The sequence below is a fragment of the Rhizobium sp. G187 genome (assembly GCF_051549525.1).
Lineage (GTDB): Bacteria > Pseudomonadota > Alphaproteobacteria > Rhizobiales > Rhizobiaceae > Allorhizobium.
On the sequence record NZ_JBPUGM010000005.1, the window covers coordinates 310,470 to 326,227 of the forward strand.

Annotated in this window: 15 protein-coding genes; 4 read left to right on the forward strand and 11 right to left on the reverse strand. The window is 60.8% G+C overall.

The window, feature by feature from the left end; genetic code table 11:
* Positions 1–15: 15 nt before the first annotated feature.
* The 5 genes from ACSV9I_RS16460 to ACSV9I_RS16480 form a co-directional block, all read right to left on the reverse strand.
* Positions 16–1,344 carry an FMN-binding glutamate synthase family protein gene (locus ACSV9I_RS16460; RefSeq protein ID WP_438329941.1) on the reverse strand — a complete coding sequence of 443 codons (1,329 nt, stop codon included), beginning with the start codon at positions 1,342–1,344 and terminating at the stop codon, positions 16–18.
* A gap of 14 nt (positions 1,345–1,358) precedes the next feature.
* On the reverse strand, positions 1,359–2,045 hold the full coding sequence (locus ACSV9I_RS16465; protein WP_438329942.1) for a protein GlxC: 687 nt from the start codon (positions 2,043–2,045) through the stop codon (positions 1,359–1,361).
* A 33-nt stretch (positions 2,046–2,078) separates the two neighbouring features.
* Positions 2,079–2,984 (reverse strand): class II glutamine amidotransferase, encoded by a 906-nt coding sequence (locus ACSV9I_RS16470; RefSeq protein WP_438329943.1) that lies wholly within the window; start codon positions 2,982–2,984, stop codon positions 2,079–2,081.
* Between the two features lie 91 nt (positions 2,985–3,075).
* A complete protein-coding gene (locus ACSV9I_RS16475) occupies positions 3,076–3,735 on the reverse strand; it encodes a helix-turn-helix domain-containing protein (RefSeq protein ID WP_438329944.1) in 660 nt (219 codons plus the stop codon).
* A 31-nt stretch (positions 3,736–3,766) separates the two neighbouring features.
* A complete protein-coding gene (locus ACSV9I_RS16480; RefSeq protein ID WP_438329945.1) occupies positions 3,767–4,738 on the reverse strand; it encodes a GlxA family transcriptional regulator in 972 nt (323 codons plus the stop codon).
* Between the two features lie 94 nt (positions 4,739–4,832).
* Between ACSV9I_RS16480 and ACSV9I_RS16485 the strand changes: the two genes are divergently transcribed.
* Genes ACSV9I_RS16485 through ACSV9I_RS16500 form a run of 4 tightly spaced genes read left to right on the forward strand, consistent with a single transcriptional unit; the run spans position 4,833 to position 9,888 of the window.
* On the forward strand, positions 4,833–6,083 hold the full coding sequence (locus ACSV9I_RS16485; RefSeq protein WP_438329946.1) for a sarcosine oxidase subunit beta family protein: 1,251 nt from the start codon (positions 4,833–4,835) through the stop codon (positions 6,081–6,083).
* Positions 6,084–6,105: 22 nt separating this feature from the next.
* Positions 6,106–6,378 carry a sarcosine oxidase subunit delta gene (locus ACSV9I_RS16490; protein WP_438329947.1) on the forward strand — a complete coding sequence of 91 codons (273 nt, stop codon included), beginning with the start codon at positions 6,106–6,108 and terminating at the stop codon, positions 6,376–6,378.
* Entirely contained in the window at positions 6,375–9,338 is a 2,964-nt protein-coding gene (locus ACSV9I_RS16495; RefSeq protein WP_438329948.1) for a sarcosine oxidase subunit alpha family protein, read from the forward strand. The genes ACSV9I_RS16490 and ACSV9I_RS16495 overlap by 4 nt, the downstream gene beginning before the upstream one ends.
* Positions 9,331–9,888, forward strand: a complete 558-nt coding sequence (locus ACSV9I_RS16500; protein WP_438329949.1) for a sarcosine oxidase subunit gamma family protein — start codon at positions 9,331–9,333, stop codon at positions 9,886–9,888. The genes ACSV9I_RS16495 and ACSV9I_RS16500 overlap by 8 nt, the downstream gene beginning before the upstream one ends.
* Positions 9,889–10,097: 209 nt before the next feature.
* Here the strand turns inward: ACSV9I_RS16500 and ACSV9I_RS16505 are convergent, their stop codons facing one another.
* From ACSV9I_RS16505 to ACSV9I_RS16530, 6 genes are read right to left on the reverse strand one after another with little or no spacing between them, the layout of a single operon-like run.
* On the reverse strand, positions 10,098–11,177 hold the full coding sequence (locus ACSV9I_RS16505) for an ABC transporter ATP-binding protein (RefSeq protein ID WP_438329950.1): 1,080 nt from the start codon (positions 11,175–11,177) through the stop codon (positions 10,098–10,100).
* Positions 11,174–11,974 carry an ABC transporter permease gene (locus tag ACSV9I_RS16510; protein ID WP_438329951.1) on the reverse strand — a complete coding sequence of 267 codons (801 nt, stop codon included), beginning with the start codon at positions 11,972–11,974 and terminating at the stop codon, positions 11,174–11,176. Before ACSV9I_RS16510 ends, ACSV9I_RS16505 begins: the two co-directional genes overlap by 4 nt.
* 12 nt (positions 11,975–11,986) lie before the next feature.
* Positions 11,987–12,859, reverse strand: coding sequence for an ABC transporter permease (locus ACSV9I_RS16515; RefSeq protein ID WP_438329952.1), 873 nt, complete (start codon positions 12,857–12,859; stop codon positions 11,987–11,989).
* Between the two features lie 54 nt (positions 12,860–12,913).
* A complete protein-coding gene (locus ACSV9I_RS16520; RefSeq protein ID WP_438329953.1) occupies positions 12,914–13,924 on the reverse strand; it encodes an ABC transporter substrate-binding protein in 1,011 nt (336 codons plus the stop codon).
* Between the two features lie 35 nt (positions 13,925–13,959).
* Positions 13,960–14,289: an NIPSNAP family protein gene (locus ACSV9I_RS16525; RefSeq protein ID WP_438329954.1), complete on the reverse strand. Its 330-nt coding sequence runs from the start codon at positions 14,287–14,289 to the stop codon at positions 13,960–13,962.
* A gap of 4 nt (positions 14,290–14,293) precedes the next feature.
* Positions 14,294–15,757, reverse strand: coding sequence for an aldehyde dehydrogenase (locus ACSV9I_RS16530; RefSeq protein ID WP_438329955.1), 1,464 nt, complete (start codon positions 15,755–15,757; stop codon positions 14,294–14,296).
* Between the last annotated feature and the right edge of the window lies 1 nt (position 15,758).

Genomic DNA, 15,758 nt, shown 5'->3' on the forward strand with positions numbered 1-15,758 from the left:
ACGGCCATTCAGGTTTTAGAAAGCGCCCTTGCCGGGATACCAGCTGGTGCCGGCGAGCGGCACTTGCGCCATGGCTGCGGCTTCCATCGTCAAGGCGCAGAGATCTTCCGGTTCGAGATTGGTGAGCTTGTTCTTGCCGCAGGCACGCGCGATCGTCTGGGCCTCCAGCGTCATGACCTTCAGATAGTTGGCAAGCCGGCGACCGGCGGCGACCGGATCGAGACGGGCGGCGAGCTCCGGATCCTGTGTGGTGATGCCGGCCGGGTCCTTGCCTTCGTGCCAGTCATCGTAAGCACCGGCCGTGGTGCCGAGCTTCTGGTATTCCTCTTCCCACTTCGGGTCGTTGTCGCCGATGGCAACGAGTGCTGCCGTGCCGATTGCCACTGCATCGGCGCCAAGGGCCAGGGCCTTCGCCACATCGGCACCGGAGCGGATGCCGCCAGAGATGATCAGTTGCACCTTGCGATGCATGCCGAGATCCTGCAGCGCCTGGACGGCGGGGCGGATGCAGGCGAGCGTTGGCATGCCGACATTCTCGATGAAGACGTCCTGGGTGGCGGCCGTCCCGCCCTGCATGCCGTCGAGCACCACCACGTCTGCACCAGCCTTCACCGCAAGCGCTGTATCGTAGTAGGGACGGGCACCGCCAACCTTCACATAGATCGGCTTTTCCCAGTCGGTGATCTCGCGCAGTTCGAGGATCTTGATTTCCAGATCGTCCGGGCCGGTCCAGTCGGGGTGGCGGCAGGCGGAACGCTGGTCGATGCCCTTGGGCAGGTTGCGCATGTTGGCGACGCGATCGGAGATCTTCTGGCCGAGCAGCATACCGCCGCCGCCGGGCTTGGCGCCCTGGCCGACAACCACTTCGATGGCGTCGGCGCGGCGCAGGTCTTTCGGGTTCATGCCATAGCGGGAGGGCAGATACTGATAGACCAGTGTCTGGCTGTGGCCACGCTCCTCGTCGGTCATGCCGCCGTCGCCTGTCGTGGTCGACGTGCCGGCGAGCGTGGCACCACGGCCGAGCGCTTCCTTGGCATTGCCCGAGAGTGCGCCGAAGGACATGCCGGCGATGGTGATCGGGGTCTTCAGGTAAATCGGCTTCTTGGCAAAGCGCGTGCCGAGCACCACCGAGGTGTCGCATTTTTCCCGATAGCCTTCGAGCGGATAACGCGAGATCGACGCGCCGAGGAACAGCAGGTCGTCGAAATGCGGGACCTTGCGCTTGGTGCCGGCGCCTCTGATATCGTAGATGCCGGTGGCGGCCGCACGGCGGATTTCGGCCAGCGTGTAATCGTCGAAGGTTGCGGACTTGCGCGGCGGGGTGAAAGGGTTGTGGTAGCTCATGGCTGTTCCTCGCCTCAGTACGCGTCAGCGTTGTCGATATTGAAATTGTATAGCTTGCGGGCCGAACCGTAGCGCTTGAACTCTTCCGGCTTCACGTCCGTGATGCCGGCCTTTGCCAAAAGCTCGGCGAGCTTTTCGAGGTGTTCGGGTCGCAGCTCCTTCTCGATGCAGTCGGCGCCGAGGCTCTTCACCGTGCCGCGCACGAAGATCTTTGCCTCATAGAGACTGTCACCGAGCGCTTCGCCGGCGTCGCCACAGACAACGAGGTGACCGGACTGGCCCATGAAGGCCGACATATGGCCAATCGAGCCTTTGACGACGATATCGATGCCCTTCATCGAGATGCCGCAACGCGAGGCGGCGTTACCCTTGATGACGAGGAGACCGCCACGACCAGTGGCGCCGGCATATTGCGAAGCGTCGCCTTCGATGATCACGGTGCCGGACATCATGTTTTCGGCCACGCCCGGTCCGGCGGAACCATGGACCGTAACGGTCCCGCCATCGTTCATGCCAGCACAGTAATAGCCGACGGAACCTTTCACCTCGACGGTAACAGGGGCATCAATTCCCACGGCCACAGCGTGATGGCCGCGCGGGTTGACGACTTCGAAGGCAGTATCGTTGGCGCCGGCGCTGAGCGCGTGAAGGGCGCTGTTCAGGTCACGCAGCGGCGTCTGAGAAAGATCGAAAACAGGCATGGAGCAAACTTTCGTGTCGTGTGAGGCGAGGCTTCAAGCGGCCTTGTCGTGATCCCAGAAGTAAACGGTCGCCGGTTCCGGCTCCCAGACTCGGGCGGTCTCGATGCCCGGCAGATTGACCAGCGCACGGTATTCCGAGCCGAAGGCGACATACTGATCGGTCTCGGCCATGACCGCCGGCTTGCAGGCGATGGGATCGCGAACAACGCCGAAGCCCGACTTGGTGCCGACGACGAAGGTGAAGAAACCATCGAGATCGTCGAGCGCACCCGTCAGCGCCTGACCCAGATCCTTGCCCTTGGCCATCTCGGCCGTGAGATAGGCGGCGGCGACTTCCGAGTCGTTCTGGGTTTCGAAGCTCATGCCTTCACGGATGAGTTCGCGGCGCAAATTGTTGTGGTTGGACAGCGAGCCATTGTGAACCAGGCACTGGTCCGCGCCTGTTGAGAAGGGGTGGGCACCGAGCGTGGTAACCGCACTTTCGGTTGCCATGCGCGTGTGGCCGATGCCATGCGTGCCACCCATCGAGCGCACGTCGAAGCGAGAGACGACATCCTTCGGCAGGCCAATTTCCTTGAAGATCTCGACGCTTTCGCCCGAACCCATGATGCGGACGTCAGGGCGGATTTCAGCGAGGATCGCCCTGATGTCACCCAGGCGGGACGCTGCGATCTCGATCACGGCATGCGTGCTCTTGATTGTGACAGTCGCGTCAAGGCCAGCCTTTGCCAGATCAGCGTCAAGACCGGCGAAATCACTGGCCGGATCACCTGACTGGATCGTCACCTTGGCCTTGCCTTCAGCTGTACCGCCATAGATCGCGATGCCAGCCGAATCCGGTCCACGATCGGTCATGGTGATCAACATGTCCGACAGCAGATCCCCCAACCGGGGCTCCAGCGTCTTGTCTTTCAGGAACAAACCCACAATGCCGCACATGGCCGTGATCTCCAGTTTTTCGTTGGAGACAGACCTAGCAGTGGCCGTTAGCGAAATCAATCCTTAGGAATATTTTTTTCTTTTAAGGCAACTATTGCTGCTGTGGATAGGAGATGATGGACAGGTAACGCGCCGGTAGCTTGACCAGCTCTTCCGGCCCGTGCGGGGCATCGGCATCGAAGAAAAGGCTGTCGCCGGCTTCCATGCGGTACAGGCTGTCGCCGTGGCGATAAACCACCTCACCCTCCAGCATGTAGAGGAACTCCATGCCCTCGTGCTGGAACGTCGGAAAGACATCGGACGAGGCGTTCAGCGTGATCAGATAGGGTTCAACGATGACGCCTGACGTGTTGTTTTCGATATGACCGAGCAGACTGTAGTGGTGACCGGCACGAGTTCCCCGGCGCTCCAGATGCACCCCTTCCCCGGCCTTGACGAAACTTGCGCTACGCGGCTCCTCGAAGCCTCGGAAGAAGGCGGTGATCGGCACGCCAAGCGCCTTGGACAAGGCCTGAAGGGTTGTCAGCGAAGGCGAAATGTTGCCGTTTTCGATCTTCGACAGCATGCCGACGGACATGCCGGTGGCGGCTGCCATGTCGGCGACCGTGATGCCGAGCTTTTTGCGATAGGTGCGCACCTCATGGCCGATTGCCATTTCGAGATTGTTGGCACGCGGCTCACGAACGGCATGGGGATCCTGGGCAAGTGCCGCCTTGGCAGGGTTCGCCAGTTCTTTCCCGCTCTTTGCCATCGTATCTCTTCCTCTGGACCTCGGCACGCCCTCAAGACGTCCGTTTGTTTGCTCTAGCGGATTTTGGCGTCAGTCCAAAATGCTCTTTGAAGGCGCGGGAAAAATGCGAGGCGCTCGAAAAGCCTGTGGCAAAGGCCAGTTCAGAGAGTGAGAGCGGACTCTGCTCCAGCAGGCGCCTGGCATGGTCGAGCCTGATCCTGCGATAGCTGGCGTGAAAACTGATCCCGAGATGCTCAGAAAACAAGCGATCAAGATGTCTGGGGCTCACGGCCGCGAGCCGGGCCATTGTTTGACGATCAAGCGGATGCTCGATCGTCGTCTCCATCTTCTCAAGGACCGTGATCAGAGCGGGGTGATGCGTCCCGTAGCGTTCGCTCGACGACCCCCGCTGTGGCGCCGTCGGTTCGGCAACGGCCGTATGCAGATACCAGTCGCTGACACGGCGGGCAAAGGCGGCGCCCATCCGACTTCCGATCACGGCATGCATCAGGTCGAGCGGTGCGACGCCGCCACCGCATGTCACCCGGTCACCATCAATTACGTAGCGGGCCTGGCGCGGAGACAGATGAGGAAAGGCTTCGCGCAAGGCCGGAGCGTGCTCCCAATGAATGGTAAAATCGCGACCATCGAGCAGGCCGGCAGCGGCCAGAATGAAGGATCCGCTCGAAATGCCGCCGATGCGCACGCCCTGACGGGCAAGTCGCCGCAATACCGGCTGGAGGGCCGCCGTTTCACTCCAGTCCTCCGGATTGCCTCCAGCCACCACGAAGACGGTATGGCAAAGTGCGCCTGCACCGGCGAGGTCATCGCAAGGGATCTCAAATCCCGACGAAGATGGCACCGGTCGCCCGCCGATCGACAGGGATTTGGTTTCGTAGAGCGCAGTCTGGGCGATCAGGTTTGCAGCCCTGAGCGGCTCCATCGCCGAGGCATAGGACATCAACGCAAAATTCGGAACCAGGACGAAGCCATAGCGCTGGGAAGAAGCGAGAGAGACTGTCATGTCTCTAAACTATTCCAAAATGGCTCTATCCTGCAATTTAAGTTTCCGAAGCGCCCCTAGGCTGAGCACCATTCTTCGAACCGGGCAGCAGTGGATGCGATATTCGGCACTCTCGATTTTTCTCAATGGGCTTTTCGGCAACCGCAATTGGGCCGCCCACTGGCGCCAGCCGGAACCCAAGCCGCATTACGACGTGATCATTGTCGGCGGTGGCGGTCATGGATTGGCAACCGCTTACTACCTGTCGAAGACGTTCGGAATCCGCAACATCGCGGTAGTCGAGAAGGGCTATATCGGTTCGGGCAATGTGGGCAGGAACACCACGATCATCCGCTCCAACTATCTCTTGCCCGGCAACAACCCCTTCTACGAGTTCTCGATGAAGCTCTGGGAGGGCCTCGAGCAGGACTTCAATTTCAACGCCATGGTCTCGCAACGCGGTGTCCTTAACCTGTTCCATTCGGACGCGCAGCGCGACGCTTATACGCGGCGCGGCAATGCTATGCGGCTCCATGGGGTGGATGCGGAGCTTCTTGATCGTGAGGCTGTGCGCGCGATGCTGCCCTTCTTCGACTATGACAATGCCCGCTTCCCCATCCAGGGGGGCATCCTGCAAAGGCGCGGCGGAACGGTTCGCCATGATGCCGTCGCCTGGGGGTACGCCCGCGGAGCCGATAGCCATGGCGTCGATATACTGCAGAACTGCGAGGTTACCGGTATTCGACGCGAGGGCGGAAAGGCTATCGGTGTTGAAACAACACGCGGCTTCATCGGTTGCGGCAAGCTTGCAGTCGCCGCCGCTGGCAACTCCTCGCGGGTCGCCGAAATGATGGGCCTCAAACTGCCAATCGAGAGCCACGTTCTCCAGGCTTTCGTCTCCGAGGGGCTCAAACCCTTCATCGACGGCGTCGTCACCTTCGGGGCCGGCCACTTCTACGTCTCCCAATCCGACAAGGGCGGCCTTGTCTTCGGCGGGGACATCGACGGCTACAACTCCTATGCACAGCGCGGCAATTTGGCGACCGTCGAGCACGTCGCCGAAGCGGGCAAAGCCATGATCCCTGCCCTCTCCCGCATCCGCGTGCTCCGATCCTGGGGCGGGATCATGGACATGTCGATGGATGGATCGCCCATCATAGACCGCGTCCATCTCGACAATCTCTATCTGAATGCCGGGTGGTGCTATGGCGGCTTCAAGGCGACGCCGGCTTCCGGCTATTGCTTTGCCCATCTCATTGCAAAGGGCGAGCCTCATGAGACCGCACGGGCTTTCCGCCTGGATCGTTTCCGCCGCGGTTATCTGATCGACGAAAAGGGCCAGGGCGCCCAGCCGAACCTTCACTGAGTTTTCCGAAAGCACAACGACGATGGCCAGCCGAATCCCCTGCCCCCATTGCGGGCTTCGCCCCAAGGAAGAATTCACTGTGAAGGGGGCCGCTCTACAGCGCCCTGATGCCGAGGCTGGAGCAGATGCCTGGCACGACTATGTATATTTGCGCGACAATCCGCGGGGCGCCTATGAGGAATACTGGCATCACACCGCCGGCTGCCGACGCTGGCTTGTCTTGGCACGCGACACGGTCACTCACGAGGTTGCGTCCTGCAGGGATGCGTCCGAGACAAAGGCGGTGATGGCATGACGTCCCACCGTCTTGGCAATGGCGGCCTGATCGATCGGACCGCGCCGCTGAACTTCACCCTCGACGGCCGCCCGATGAGCGGCTTTGCCGGCGACACGCTCGCCTCCGCACTTCTGGCGAATGGTCGCCAACTCGTGGGACGCAGTTTCAAATACCACCGCCCACGCGGCATTCTGACAGCAGGATCGGCCGAGCCCAATGCGCTGATGACCATTGGCAGCGGTGGTCGTACCGAACCCAACAGTCGCGCCACGATGCAGGAGCTTTACGAGGGGCTCGAGGCCAGCAGTCAGAATCGCTGGCCTTCTCTCGACTACGATATGGGTGCCGTAAACGGGCTTCTTTCGCCCTTTCTGTCGGCGGGCTTCTATTACAAGACCTTTATGTGGCCTGCCAAGTTCTGGGAGAAGGTTTACGAACCCGTCATTCGCAAGGCGGCGGGGCTCGGCCGCGCGACCTATGAAGCCGATCCCGACGCCTATGAAAAATGCTGGGCGCATTGTGACCTGCTGATTGTCGGCGGTGGTGCTGCCGGGATTGCGGCCGCCTTGACGGCCGGGCGTGCCGGAGCACGCGTCATCCTGATCGATGAGAATGCCGCAATCGGCGGGTTCCTCTTGAGCGAGACGGCAAGCATCGGAGGCAAGACGGCAGCGATCTTCGTTGCCAGTGCCCTGGATGAACTTGCCTCGCTGGATAATGTCAGGCTGATGCCGCGGACCACGGCATTCGGCTGGTACGACGGCCAGGTCTTCGGTGCCGTGGAGCGCGTGCAAAAACATGTTGCATCGCCGGACGCCAACCGCCCGGTCGAGCGTCTATGGCGGATTGCGGCCAGGAAGGCAATTCTGGCGACCGGATCGGAAGAACGCCCGCTGGTCTTCGGCGGCAATGACGTTCCCGGCGTGATGATGGCAGGTGCCATGCGCACCTATCTGAACCGCCATGCTGTGGCGCCCGGTCGCAAGACCGCAATCTTTACAACGAACGACAGTGGCTATGCGCTTGCTGCCGACTTGGAAAAAGCTGGTGTCGAGGTTGCCGTTGTCGTCGACAGCCGCCGCGACGCGGCGATTGACTTCAAGGGTAGCGCGCGGCTCGTAAGGGGCGGTTTCGTCGCCAATGTATTGGGTCGCAAGCGTGTTAGAGCGATCGAGATCTGGCATGAAGGGCAAACCGAACGGATTGGGGTAGACAGTCTCGCCATGTCAGGCGGCTTCTCGCCTGTGATCCACCTGGCCTGTCATCGGGGCGGCAAGCCGCGCTGGTCGGATGACCATGCCGCCTTCTTGGCGCCGGATGGATTGACGGATCTGCAGATCGCGGGTGCCGCCGCCGGTGTATCGGGCATCAGGTCATCCATGGAATCGGCCAGCAAGACAGCCGTTCAGGCTCTTGCCGAGCTTGGCGTTTCCGCGAAAGCCTGTGACATCCCAGTGATCGAGGGAGACAGTGTGCTCGCACCAGCCCCACCGCTCTGGTCCATTCCTGGTATCAAAGCGAAGGCCTTTGTCGACTTCCAGAACGATGTGCATGTCAAGGATCTCGGGCTGGCTGTTCGGGAGGGCTATGGACATGTGGAGCTCGCCAAGCGCTACACGACCAATGGCATGGCGACGGATCAGGGCAAGCTATCGAACGTCAACGCAATCGGCCTGCTGGCCGAAGCGCGACGCATATCGCCTACCGACGTCGGCACCACGACATTCCGGCCATTCTACACGCCTGTCTCATTCGGGGCGCTAGCCGGGGCATCGACCGGCAAACACTTCCAGCCCGTCCGCAAGTCGCCCCTGCATGACTGGGCCGCACGGCTGGGCGCAACATTTGTCGAAACGGGGCTCTGGTATCGATCGAGCTGGTTCCCGAGGGCGGGTGAAACCCACTGGCGGGACAGCGTCGATCGCGAAGTCTTGAATATCAGACAAAATGTCGGCCTCTGCGACGTCTCGACCTTGGGGAAGATCGAGATCTGCGGGGCGGATGCAGCCGAATTCCTCAACCGGGTCTATTGCAACGGCTTTCTCAAGCTGCCGATCGGCAAGGCCCGCTACGGCCTCATGCTCCGAGAAGACGGCTTCATCTATGATGACGGCACCACCAGCCGGCTGGGCGAGAACCGCTACTTCATGACCACGACGACTGCCTATGCAGCTGGTGTGATGAACCATCTCGAATTCTGCTCTCAAGCACTCTGGCCCGAACTCGACGTCAGGCTGGCATCCGTCACCGACCAATGGGCACAGATGGCCATAGCCGGACCGAAGGCGCGTGCCGTGCTGGAGCAGATCGTTGATCAGGACATTTCCAATGACGCTTTCCCTTACCTTGCAGCAAGAGAGGTCCGGCTCTTCGGCGGACGTCTCAAGGGACGGCTGTTTCGCATCTCGTTTTCAGGCGAACTCGCCTATGAACTCGCCGTTCCCGCCGATTTCGGCGAGAGCGTTGCCGATGCGATCATGCGGGCCGGCGAACCTCATGGCATTTGCGCCTACGGCGTCGAGGCCCTGTCGGTCTTGCGGATAGAGAAAGGCTACGTCACGCACAACGAGATCAACGGTACGGTCGTCCCAGCGGATCTCGGCATGGCGAAAATGGTCGCCATGGGCAAGCCGGATTTCATCGGCAAACACATGGTTCAGCGCGAGGGATTGGTCGATACCGATCGCCTCCAGCTTGTTGGCGTATTGCCGATCGAGCCGTCCGACAGTTTCCGAACGGGGGCCCATATTCTCAAGAAAGAAGCCGATGCGACACTCGAGAATGATGAAGGTTATGTCTCGTCGAGCTGCTACTCACCGCATGTTGGCTCGACCATCGGTCTTGCGCTGGTGAAGGGCGGCGCCTCCCGCTACGGCGAGGAAGTTCAGATCTGGAACGGTCTGCGCAACGAGTTTGCCATGGGGCGGCTGGTGAGCCCTGTTTTTGTCGATCCGCAAAACGAGAAGCTTCATGTCTGAAACGCACACTTCCCCGGATCATCTGACGTCCATGGACATCGAACGCCGTTCGCCACTGGCGGAACCTATCCGCGTGCTGGGAGACGGCACACGACTGGCCGTGCAGACAGAAGGCGCGCTGTTGCTGTTGCTGCTGCTCTCGCGTCCCGGCTCCATTGATGAGGCCTGGATCAGGCAACAGCTCGGTGCGGGGATGTCGGCAGACCTGAGACCCTTCAGTCCCGGCCAGTGGTTGCTTGTATCAGATGGCCGACTGGACCACGCTGAGATTGCGGAAACGCTCCGGGAGCGAGTGGATATCGTCGACCAGAGCCACGGCCGGGTTCGGCTGGAGCTCGAAGGACGAACTGTCCAGACTGTTCTGGCGCAGGCCACCGGGCTCGACCTTCATGCCGCCCCTGTAGCTCTCGAGCGACCTGCAACTACACTGATTGGCCATATCGGCGTTCATATTACCCAGACGGGGCCGGAGGTTTTCGAACTGATCGTCATGCGCAGCCTCGCCGAAAGTCTCGTTGGGGAGATCGCCCTCTTGTGCCGCCATCCCTGAGGCCAGGCACAAGCTAATCGTTGAGCTTCGACTAAGAGTTCTCTGCTGCGAACGAGATCGCTGACCCGCCGGCATTCTGCGTCGACATGCCCGCTCCACAGAGAGGACAATGGGCTTTTCACTGAAATTCACGCAAACCGATAACCGCGCAGCTTTTGCGCGGCCAGATCTCCTTTTCGGTCTTTGCGATCACTCGTCCGAAAGAGACACTACATGCGAAAGAGGTGCGTGCTCCCGGCATCGAAGGTCACATCCACCATCACAGCAGGTCCGATTTCCGACAGGGCCGGATGGCCGAATGGCAGCTTGACCGAAAGTGTTTCGCCCTCTCCGAGATCCACAACCACATCAGTTGTGTTGCCCAGAAAGTGCATGTCCAGGACAGTGCCTCGCAGCAATCCCGCATCGCTTCCGGTCTTGCGCAATTCCAGCCGTTCGGGGCGCAGGAGAAGCGCCCCCTTGCCCCCATTACCCTGCCCATGAAGCGGAACACCTGAAATCTCGACGCCCCCCTTGGTCTTGATCCGAGCCGACGTCCCCTGTGTTTCAAGGATATCGACATCGATGAAGTTGGAATCGCCGATAAACCCTGCAACGAAGCGGGTCGAAGGCTCGGCATAGAGCATGTTGCCCGAGCCGATCTGGTCGATGCGGCCGTGGCTGAAGACCGCGATGCGATCGGACAGGCGTAGCGCTTCCTCCTGGTCATGCGTGACATAGAGGATGGTAACACCCGTCTCGCGGTGAATTCTGCGGATTTCGAGCTGGATTTCTTCGCGCAGTTTCTTGTCGAGGGCCGAGAGCGGTTCGTCCATCAAGAGAATGGGCGGATCGTAGACAAGTGCGCGGGCAAGCGCGACGCGTTGCTGCTGGCCGCCCGACATCAGGGCGGGCTTCCGATCCTCGAAGCCTTCGAGCCGCACCAGGCGCAGGGCTTCCTTCACCTTCGTCTCGATTTCAGCTTTGGGCAGGCGACGAATGCGCAAGGGAAAGGCGACATTCTCGCCAACGGTCAAATGCGGAAACAGCGTGTAGCGCTGGAACACCATGCCAATATTGCGCTTGTGCGATGGCGTATCGAGCACACTCTTGCCATCCACCAGAATATCACCGGAGGTTGGATTTTCGAAACCTGCCAACATGTAGAGCGTGGTCGATTTACCCGAGCCCGAAGGCCCGAGAAAGGTCATGAACTCGCCCTTGCGGATATCGAGGGTCACGTCCTTGACTGCGGTAATCGGGCCGTAATCCTTGCGAATATCGCGGATCTCAATGAAGGAAGACGTCATGTTTTTCGTCCCTTGCGGACCAGGGCCGCGATGACCATCAAGACGATGGTGAAGAGAATGAGAAGGGTTGAAGCGGCGGCAATAACGGGGGTCAAGTCCTGTCGCAGCGTCGACCAGATCTTGACCGGCAGGGTCTGCAGCGTCGGGCTCGCCATGAAGATCGCCAGCACCACCTCGTCCCAGGAGGCGAGGAAGGAGAAGACAGCGGCCCCAAACAGGCCGTGGCTGATCGCCGGCACGGTTACCCTGAGCCGGGCTTCCCATGGGCTTGCGCCACACAGGATGGCAGCATCCTCGATGGACTTGTCGAAGCCGTCGAGCGCGCTGCCGATCGAGATGACCGAGAAGGGCAGCGCGATCAGAAGATGCGCAATGATGAAGCCGATCGTGGTGCCGGCCAGACCGATTTCAAGGAAGAAGGCGTAGAGTGCCACGGCAAGCACGACCACCGGCAGGATCATCGGCGTCAGGAACAGCGCACGCAGCAATTCCTTGCCGACGAAGTTTCCACGGTTGAGGCTGAGTGCTGCCAGAAAGCCGATCACCACGGACAGCACCGTGACGACGGAGGCGATCTGTAGGCTGGTCAACGCCGATGTCAGCCAGCGCGGATCGGAAAACAATTCCGCATACCAGCGGGTCGTCCAGGATGGCGGCGGGAAGATCAGCCACTGCGAGGAGCCGAAGGACAGAGCTGCAATGAAGACGATGGGCATGAGCAGGAAGAGGCAAACGAGGACTGTCGTCCCAATGAGCAACCATTTCCAGGCGCCGAGCTTGTCATAGTCGAGCAACATGGCGAGACCTCCTCAACCGATCCGATTTGCGCCGAAGAAGCGCAATTGCACGGCGTAAAGCAGGAGGGTCACGACCAAGAGAACGAAGGCGGCAGCGCCTCCCATGCCCCAGTTGACCAGCGACTGGACGAATTGCGCGATCATTTCGGCGAGCATCATGTTCGCCGTCCCGCCGAGCAGCGCAGGGGTGACGTAATAGCCAAGTGCCATGACGAAAACCATCAGTGCACCCGCTGCGACGCCCGGGAGGGACAGGGGGAGGAGGATATGGGTAAAGCATTGCAGGCGGTTAGCCCCGCAGAGGGCGCCAGCCCGCAGGATGGCCGGATCGATCGATCTGAGAACCCCGACCAGCGGCAGAATGACAAAGGGCAGCATGATATAGGTCATGCCGATCGTGACCCCGACGAGATTGTTAACCAGCGCCAGCGGCGTGTCGATCAGGCCGAGCCCCATCAGTGTCTTGTTGATTACGCCGGTGCGCTGCAGGAGCACCATCCAGGCATAGGTACGGGCAAGCAGGTTGGTCCACATCGACAGGATGATGATGGCAAAGACCAGTTGTGACCAATGGCGCGGGAGGACAGCCAGCGCCCAGGCCACTGGATAGCCGATGACCACGGACAAGGCGGTCACAGTACCTGCCACCAGGAAGGTATTGGCAAAGATGCGCAGATAGGTGCCACTGCCAATCAGTTCGGCGTAGTTTTGCAGGCCGAGTTCCGGCTCCGTCACGCTGCGCAGCAAAAGGCCAAGCACGGGTGTGACGAAGAAGAGGATGATCAACAGTAAAGCTGGAACGGAACTGGAAAAGCCGCTGTCGCGCTTTCTCACCGATCCCCGGCTGCTGCCGTTCGCTCTTTCAGTCGTTGCGAGAATGGCCATGCTGTTGCCTCGGTTCTGTTGGGCCGGCCGATCGAAACCGGCCGGCTTTCTCGCTTACTTGGCCTGCCAGTCGTACCAGCGCTTGCCGATCTCGTCGCGATTGTCGGCCCAGTAGGTCATGTCGGCATTAACCTGGCTTTCGGCCTGCATGTCGGGCAGCGTCTTGCGAACGGCTTCGTCCATCAGGAGATTGGCGTCGACATTGGTCGGGGCATAACCGGTCGCCATTGAGAACAGCGATTGCTGCATGTCGGCCGTCGCATGGGCGATGAACTTCATCGCTGCATCCTTGTTCTTCGTACCCTTCGGCACGACCAGGGAATCCGCTGCGGTGATGTTCTGGTCCCAGGAGGTTTCGACCGTGACGCCGGTGGCGGCGAGTGCCGTCAGGCGACCATTCCAGAAGGAGCCGAAGGGGGCTTCGCCGGAGGCCAGAAGCTGCTGGGAGGCTGCACCACCATCCCACCAGACGATGTCAGCCTTGATGCTGTCGAGCTTCTTGAAAGCACGGTCCAGATCAAGCGGATAAAGCTTGTCGGCGGCAACGCCGTCAGCGAGCAGCGCGGCTTCGATCACGCCGGGCGCCGACCACTTGTAGAAGGCGCGCTTGCCGGGGAACTTGGCCGTGTCGAAGAGATCGGCCCAGGTCTTCGGGCAAGTGCCGGCCGCGTCCTTGTTGCAGCCGATGACGAAGGAATAGTAGAAGCTGCCGACGGAATAGTCGGTGACGAAACGCGGATCGAGCTTGGACTTGTCGATGACGGAGAAATCGAGTGGCTCGAGCAGGCCGGCCTTGCCGGCCTGAACGGCATAGTCACCCTCGACGTCAACCACATCCCAGGTCACGCTGCCCGCTTCGACCATGGCTTTGATCTTGCCATAGTCCGTCGGGCCGTCCTGGACGACCGCAATGCTTGTGTTGGTCGTGAAGCTGTCGGCCCAATTCGCCTTCTGGGCGTCCTGGGTGGTTCCGCCCCAGCTGGTGAAGACCATCTCGTCGGCGAGTGCCGAACCAGAAAGACCGATCAGGGCGGTAAAGACTGTGGCTGCCAGTTGTTTTTTCATGTTCCCGTTCTCCGTTATTGTTCACTTTTTATGTGTCATGCAGGCAGGCTGGTACCGAGCGGCGAGAAGGCCGCCGGCTTCATGATCTTGTTGTCTGCAACCTCGATCAGGTCGCGGATCTTGGGCAGGAAGGCACGCCAGGCCGGGTCTGCCATCAGCGCGGCCCGCCGCTCCTGCCGTTCGTCCAGGCTGGCGAAGGCCCAGATATGAACGATCTCGTTGATCGGGCCGATTTCGGAAAAAAAGTAACCGACGAGGTGGCCAAGATGGCTCTTCTGGATCGCAATCCCCTCTTCCTCGACGACCTTCAGGTATTCGGGGATCGCGCCGTTCTTCAGTCGGTAGGTCCGGATCTCGTAATACATGGGCTCACCGCATCACGAAAGGATCGGGGATCGGATCGTCGGAGGTCCGCACCCAAACCGTCTTCGTCCGCGTATAGTCGAGCGCGGCTTGAAGTCCGCCTTCCCGTCCGTGGCCGGACTGGCCGAAGCCGCCAAAGGGTGCGATCGGGGAGACGGCCCTGTAGGTATTGACCCAGACGACGCCGGCGCGAATGCGTTTGATCATCCGGTGCGCACGGGTCAGGTTTTGGGTGAAGACACCGGCGGCAAGGCCATAGCGCGTATCATTCGCAAGGCGGACGGCATCTGCCTCGGTCTCGAAAGAGAGAACCGAGAGCACGGGGCCGAAAAGTTCCGTTTCGACCGAAGGGGACACCACACCGTCGCAATCGAGAATGGTCGGGGCAAAGAAGAAGCCCTCCTCCATTGGCCTGCGTCCGCCGGTCACCAATCTCGCCCCGGCGTCAAGCGAGGCCTGCACCGTCTTTTCGATCAGCACCCGCTGGCGCTCGGTGCAGAGCGGTCCTACTTCCGTACCCATGTCGAGCGGTGAACCGATGCGAATGGCCTCGGCCTTTGCCTTCAGGATCTCGAGAAAACGATCCTTGACCGAGGCCTCGACGATCAGACGGGAGCCGGCGACGCAGGACTGTCCGGTCGCGGCGAAGATACCGGCCACCTGGGCGTTGGCAGCACTCTCAAGATCGGCATCGGCAAAGACGACAAAGGGCGACTTGCCGCCAAGTTCGAGCGAGGTACTGGCGAGGTTTTCGGCCGAATTGCGCACGACCGCAGCTGCGGTCCCGGGCCCGCCGGTAAAGGCGATATGGGCAACCTTCGGATGACGGGTCAGCGCAGAGCCGCAGGAGGGACCGAAGCCCGTCAGGATATTGACGACGCCAGCAGGGAACCCGGCCTCATGCACGAGACGGGCAAATTCGAGAAGCGGTGCGGGACCATCTTCGGAGGCCTTGACCACCAGCGTACAGCCGGTAGCAAGGGCCGGACCGAGCTTGACGGCCGAGAGAAACAGCTGGCTGTTCCACGGCACGATGGCGGCGACGACACCGACCGGTTCGCGCCGGAGCCAGACATCCATGTCCGGCTTGTCGATCGAAAGATAGGCGCCCTCTATCTTGTCGGCGAGGCCGGCATAATAGCGGTAGTAATCTGCGACATAGGCGATCTGGGCCGAAGTCTCGCGAATGATCTTGCCAGTGTCGCGCGTTTCAAGTTCGGCGAGCTTCGGAGCGTTGGCGGCCACCAGATCAGCCAGTTTGTAAAGCAGCTTGCCGCGCTGCGTCGCCGTCATCGTAGCCCAGGGGCCGTCCAGCAAAGCAGTCTCGGCAGCGTCGACAGCCCGGTCGACATCCGCTTCGCGGGCTTCAGGCATGTCGGCCCACGGCTTGGCCGTCGCCGGATCGATGCTTTCGAAACGGCCACTGCCGTCATCAAAGACACCGTTGATATATTGCTGGAAGCGCTGCATC

Coding starts and splice junctions, on each gene's coding strand:
- ACSV9I_RS16530 (WP_438329955.1), bottom strand. CDS start 15,757: ATGCAGCGCTTCCAGCAATATATCAACGGTGTCTTTGATGACGGCAGT.
- ACSV9I_RS16470 (WP_438329943.1), bottom strand. CDS start 2,984: ATGTGCGGCATTGTGGGTTTGTTCCTGAAAGACAAGACGCTGGAGCCC.
- ACSV9I_RS16505 (WP_438329950.1), bottom strand. CDS start 11,177: ATGACGTCTTCCTTCATTGAGATCCGCGATATTCGCAAGGATTACGGC.
- ACSV9I_RS16480 (WP_438329945.1), bottom strand. CDS start 4,738: ATGACAGTCTCTCTCGCTTCTTCCCAGCGCTATGGCTTCGTCCTGGTT.
- ACSV9I_RS16500 (WP_438329949.1), top strand. CDS start 9,331: ATGTCTGAAACGCACACTTCCCCGGATCATCTGACGTCCATGGACATC.
- ACSV9I_RS16460 (WP_438329941.1), bottom strand. CDS start 1,344: ATGAGCTACCACAACCCTTTCACCCCGCCGCGCAAGTCCGCAACCTTC.
- ACSV9I_RS16495 (WP_438329948.1), top strand. CDS start 6,375: ATGACGTCCCACCGTCTTGGCAATGGCGGCCTGATCGATCGGACCGCG.
- ACSV9I_RS16475 (WP_438329944.1), bottom strand. CDS start 3,735: ATGGCAAAGAGCGGGAAAGAACTGGCGAACCCTGCCAAGGCGGCACTT.
- ACSV9I_RS16525 (WP_438329954.1), bottom strand. CDS start 14,289: ATGTATTACGAGATCCGGACCTACCGACTGAAGAACGGCGCGATCCCC.
- ACSV9I_RS16490 (WP_438329947.1), top strand. CDS start 6,106: ATGGCCAGCCGAATCCCCTGCCCCCATTGCGGGCTTCGCCCCAAGGAA.
- ACSV9I_RS16465 (WP_438329942.1), bottom strand. CDS start 2,045: ATGCCTGTTTTCGATCTTTCTCAGACGCCGCTGCGTGACCTGAACAGC.
- ACSV9I_RS16485 (WP_438329946.1), top strand. CDS start 4,833: ATGCGATATTCGGCACTCTCGATTTTTCTCAATGGGCTTTTCGGCAAC.
- ACSV9I_RS16515 (WP_438329952.1), bottom strand. CDS start 12,859: ATGGCCATTCTCGCAACGACTGAAAGAGCGAACGGCAGCAGCCGGGGA.
- ACSV9I_RS16520 (WP_438329953.1), bottom strand. CDS start 13,924: ATGAAAAAACAACTGGCAGCCACAGTCTTTACCGCCCTGATCGGTCTT.
- ACSV9I_RS16510 (WP_438329951.1), bottom strand. CDS start 11,974: ATGTTGCTCGACTATGACAAGCTCGGCGCCTGGAAATGGTTGCTCATT.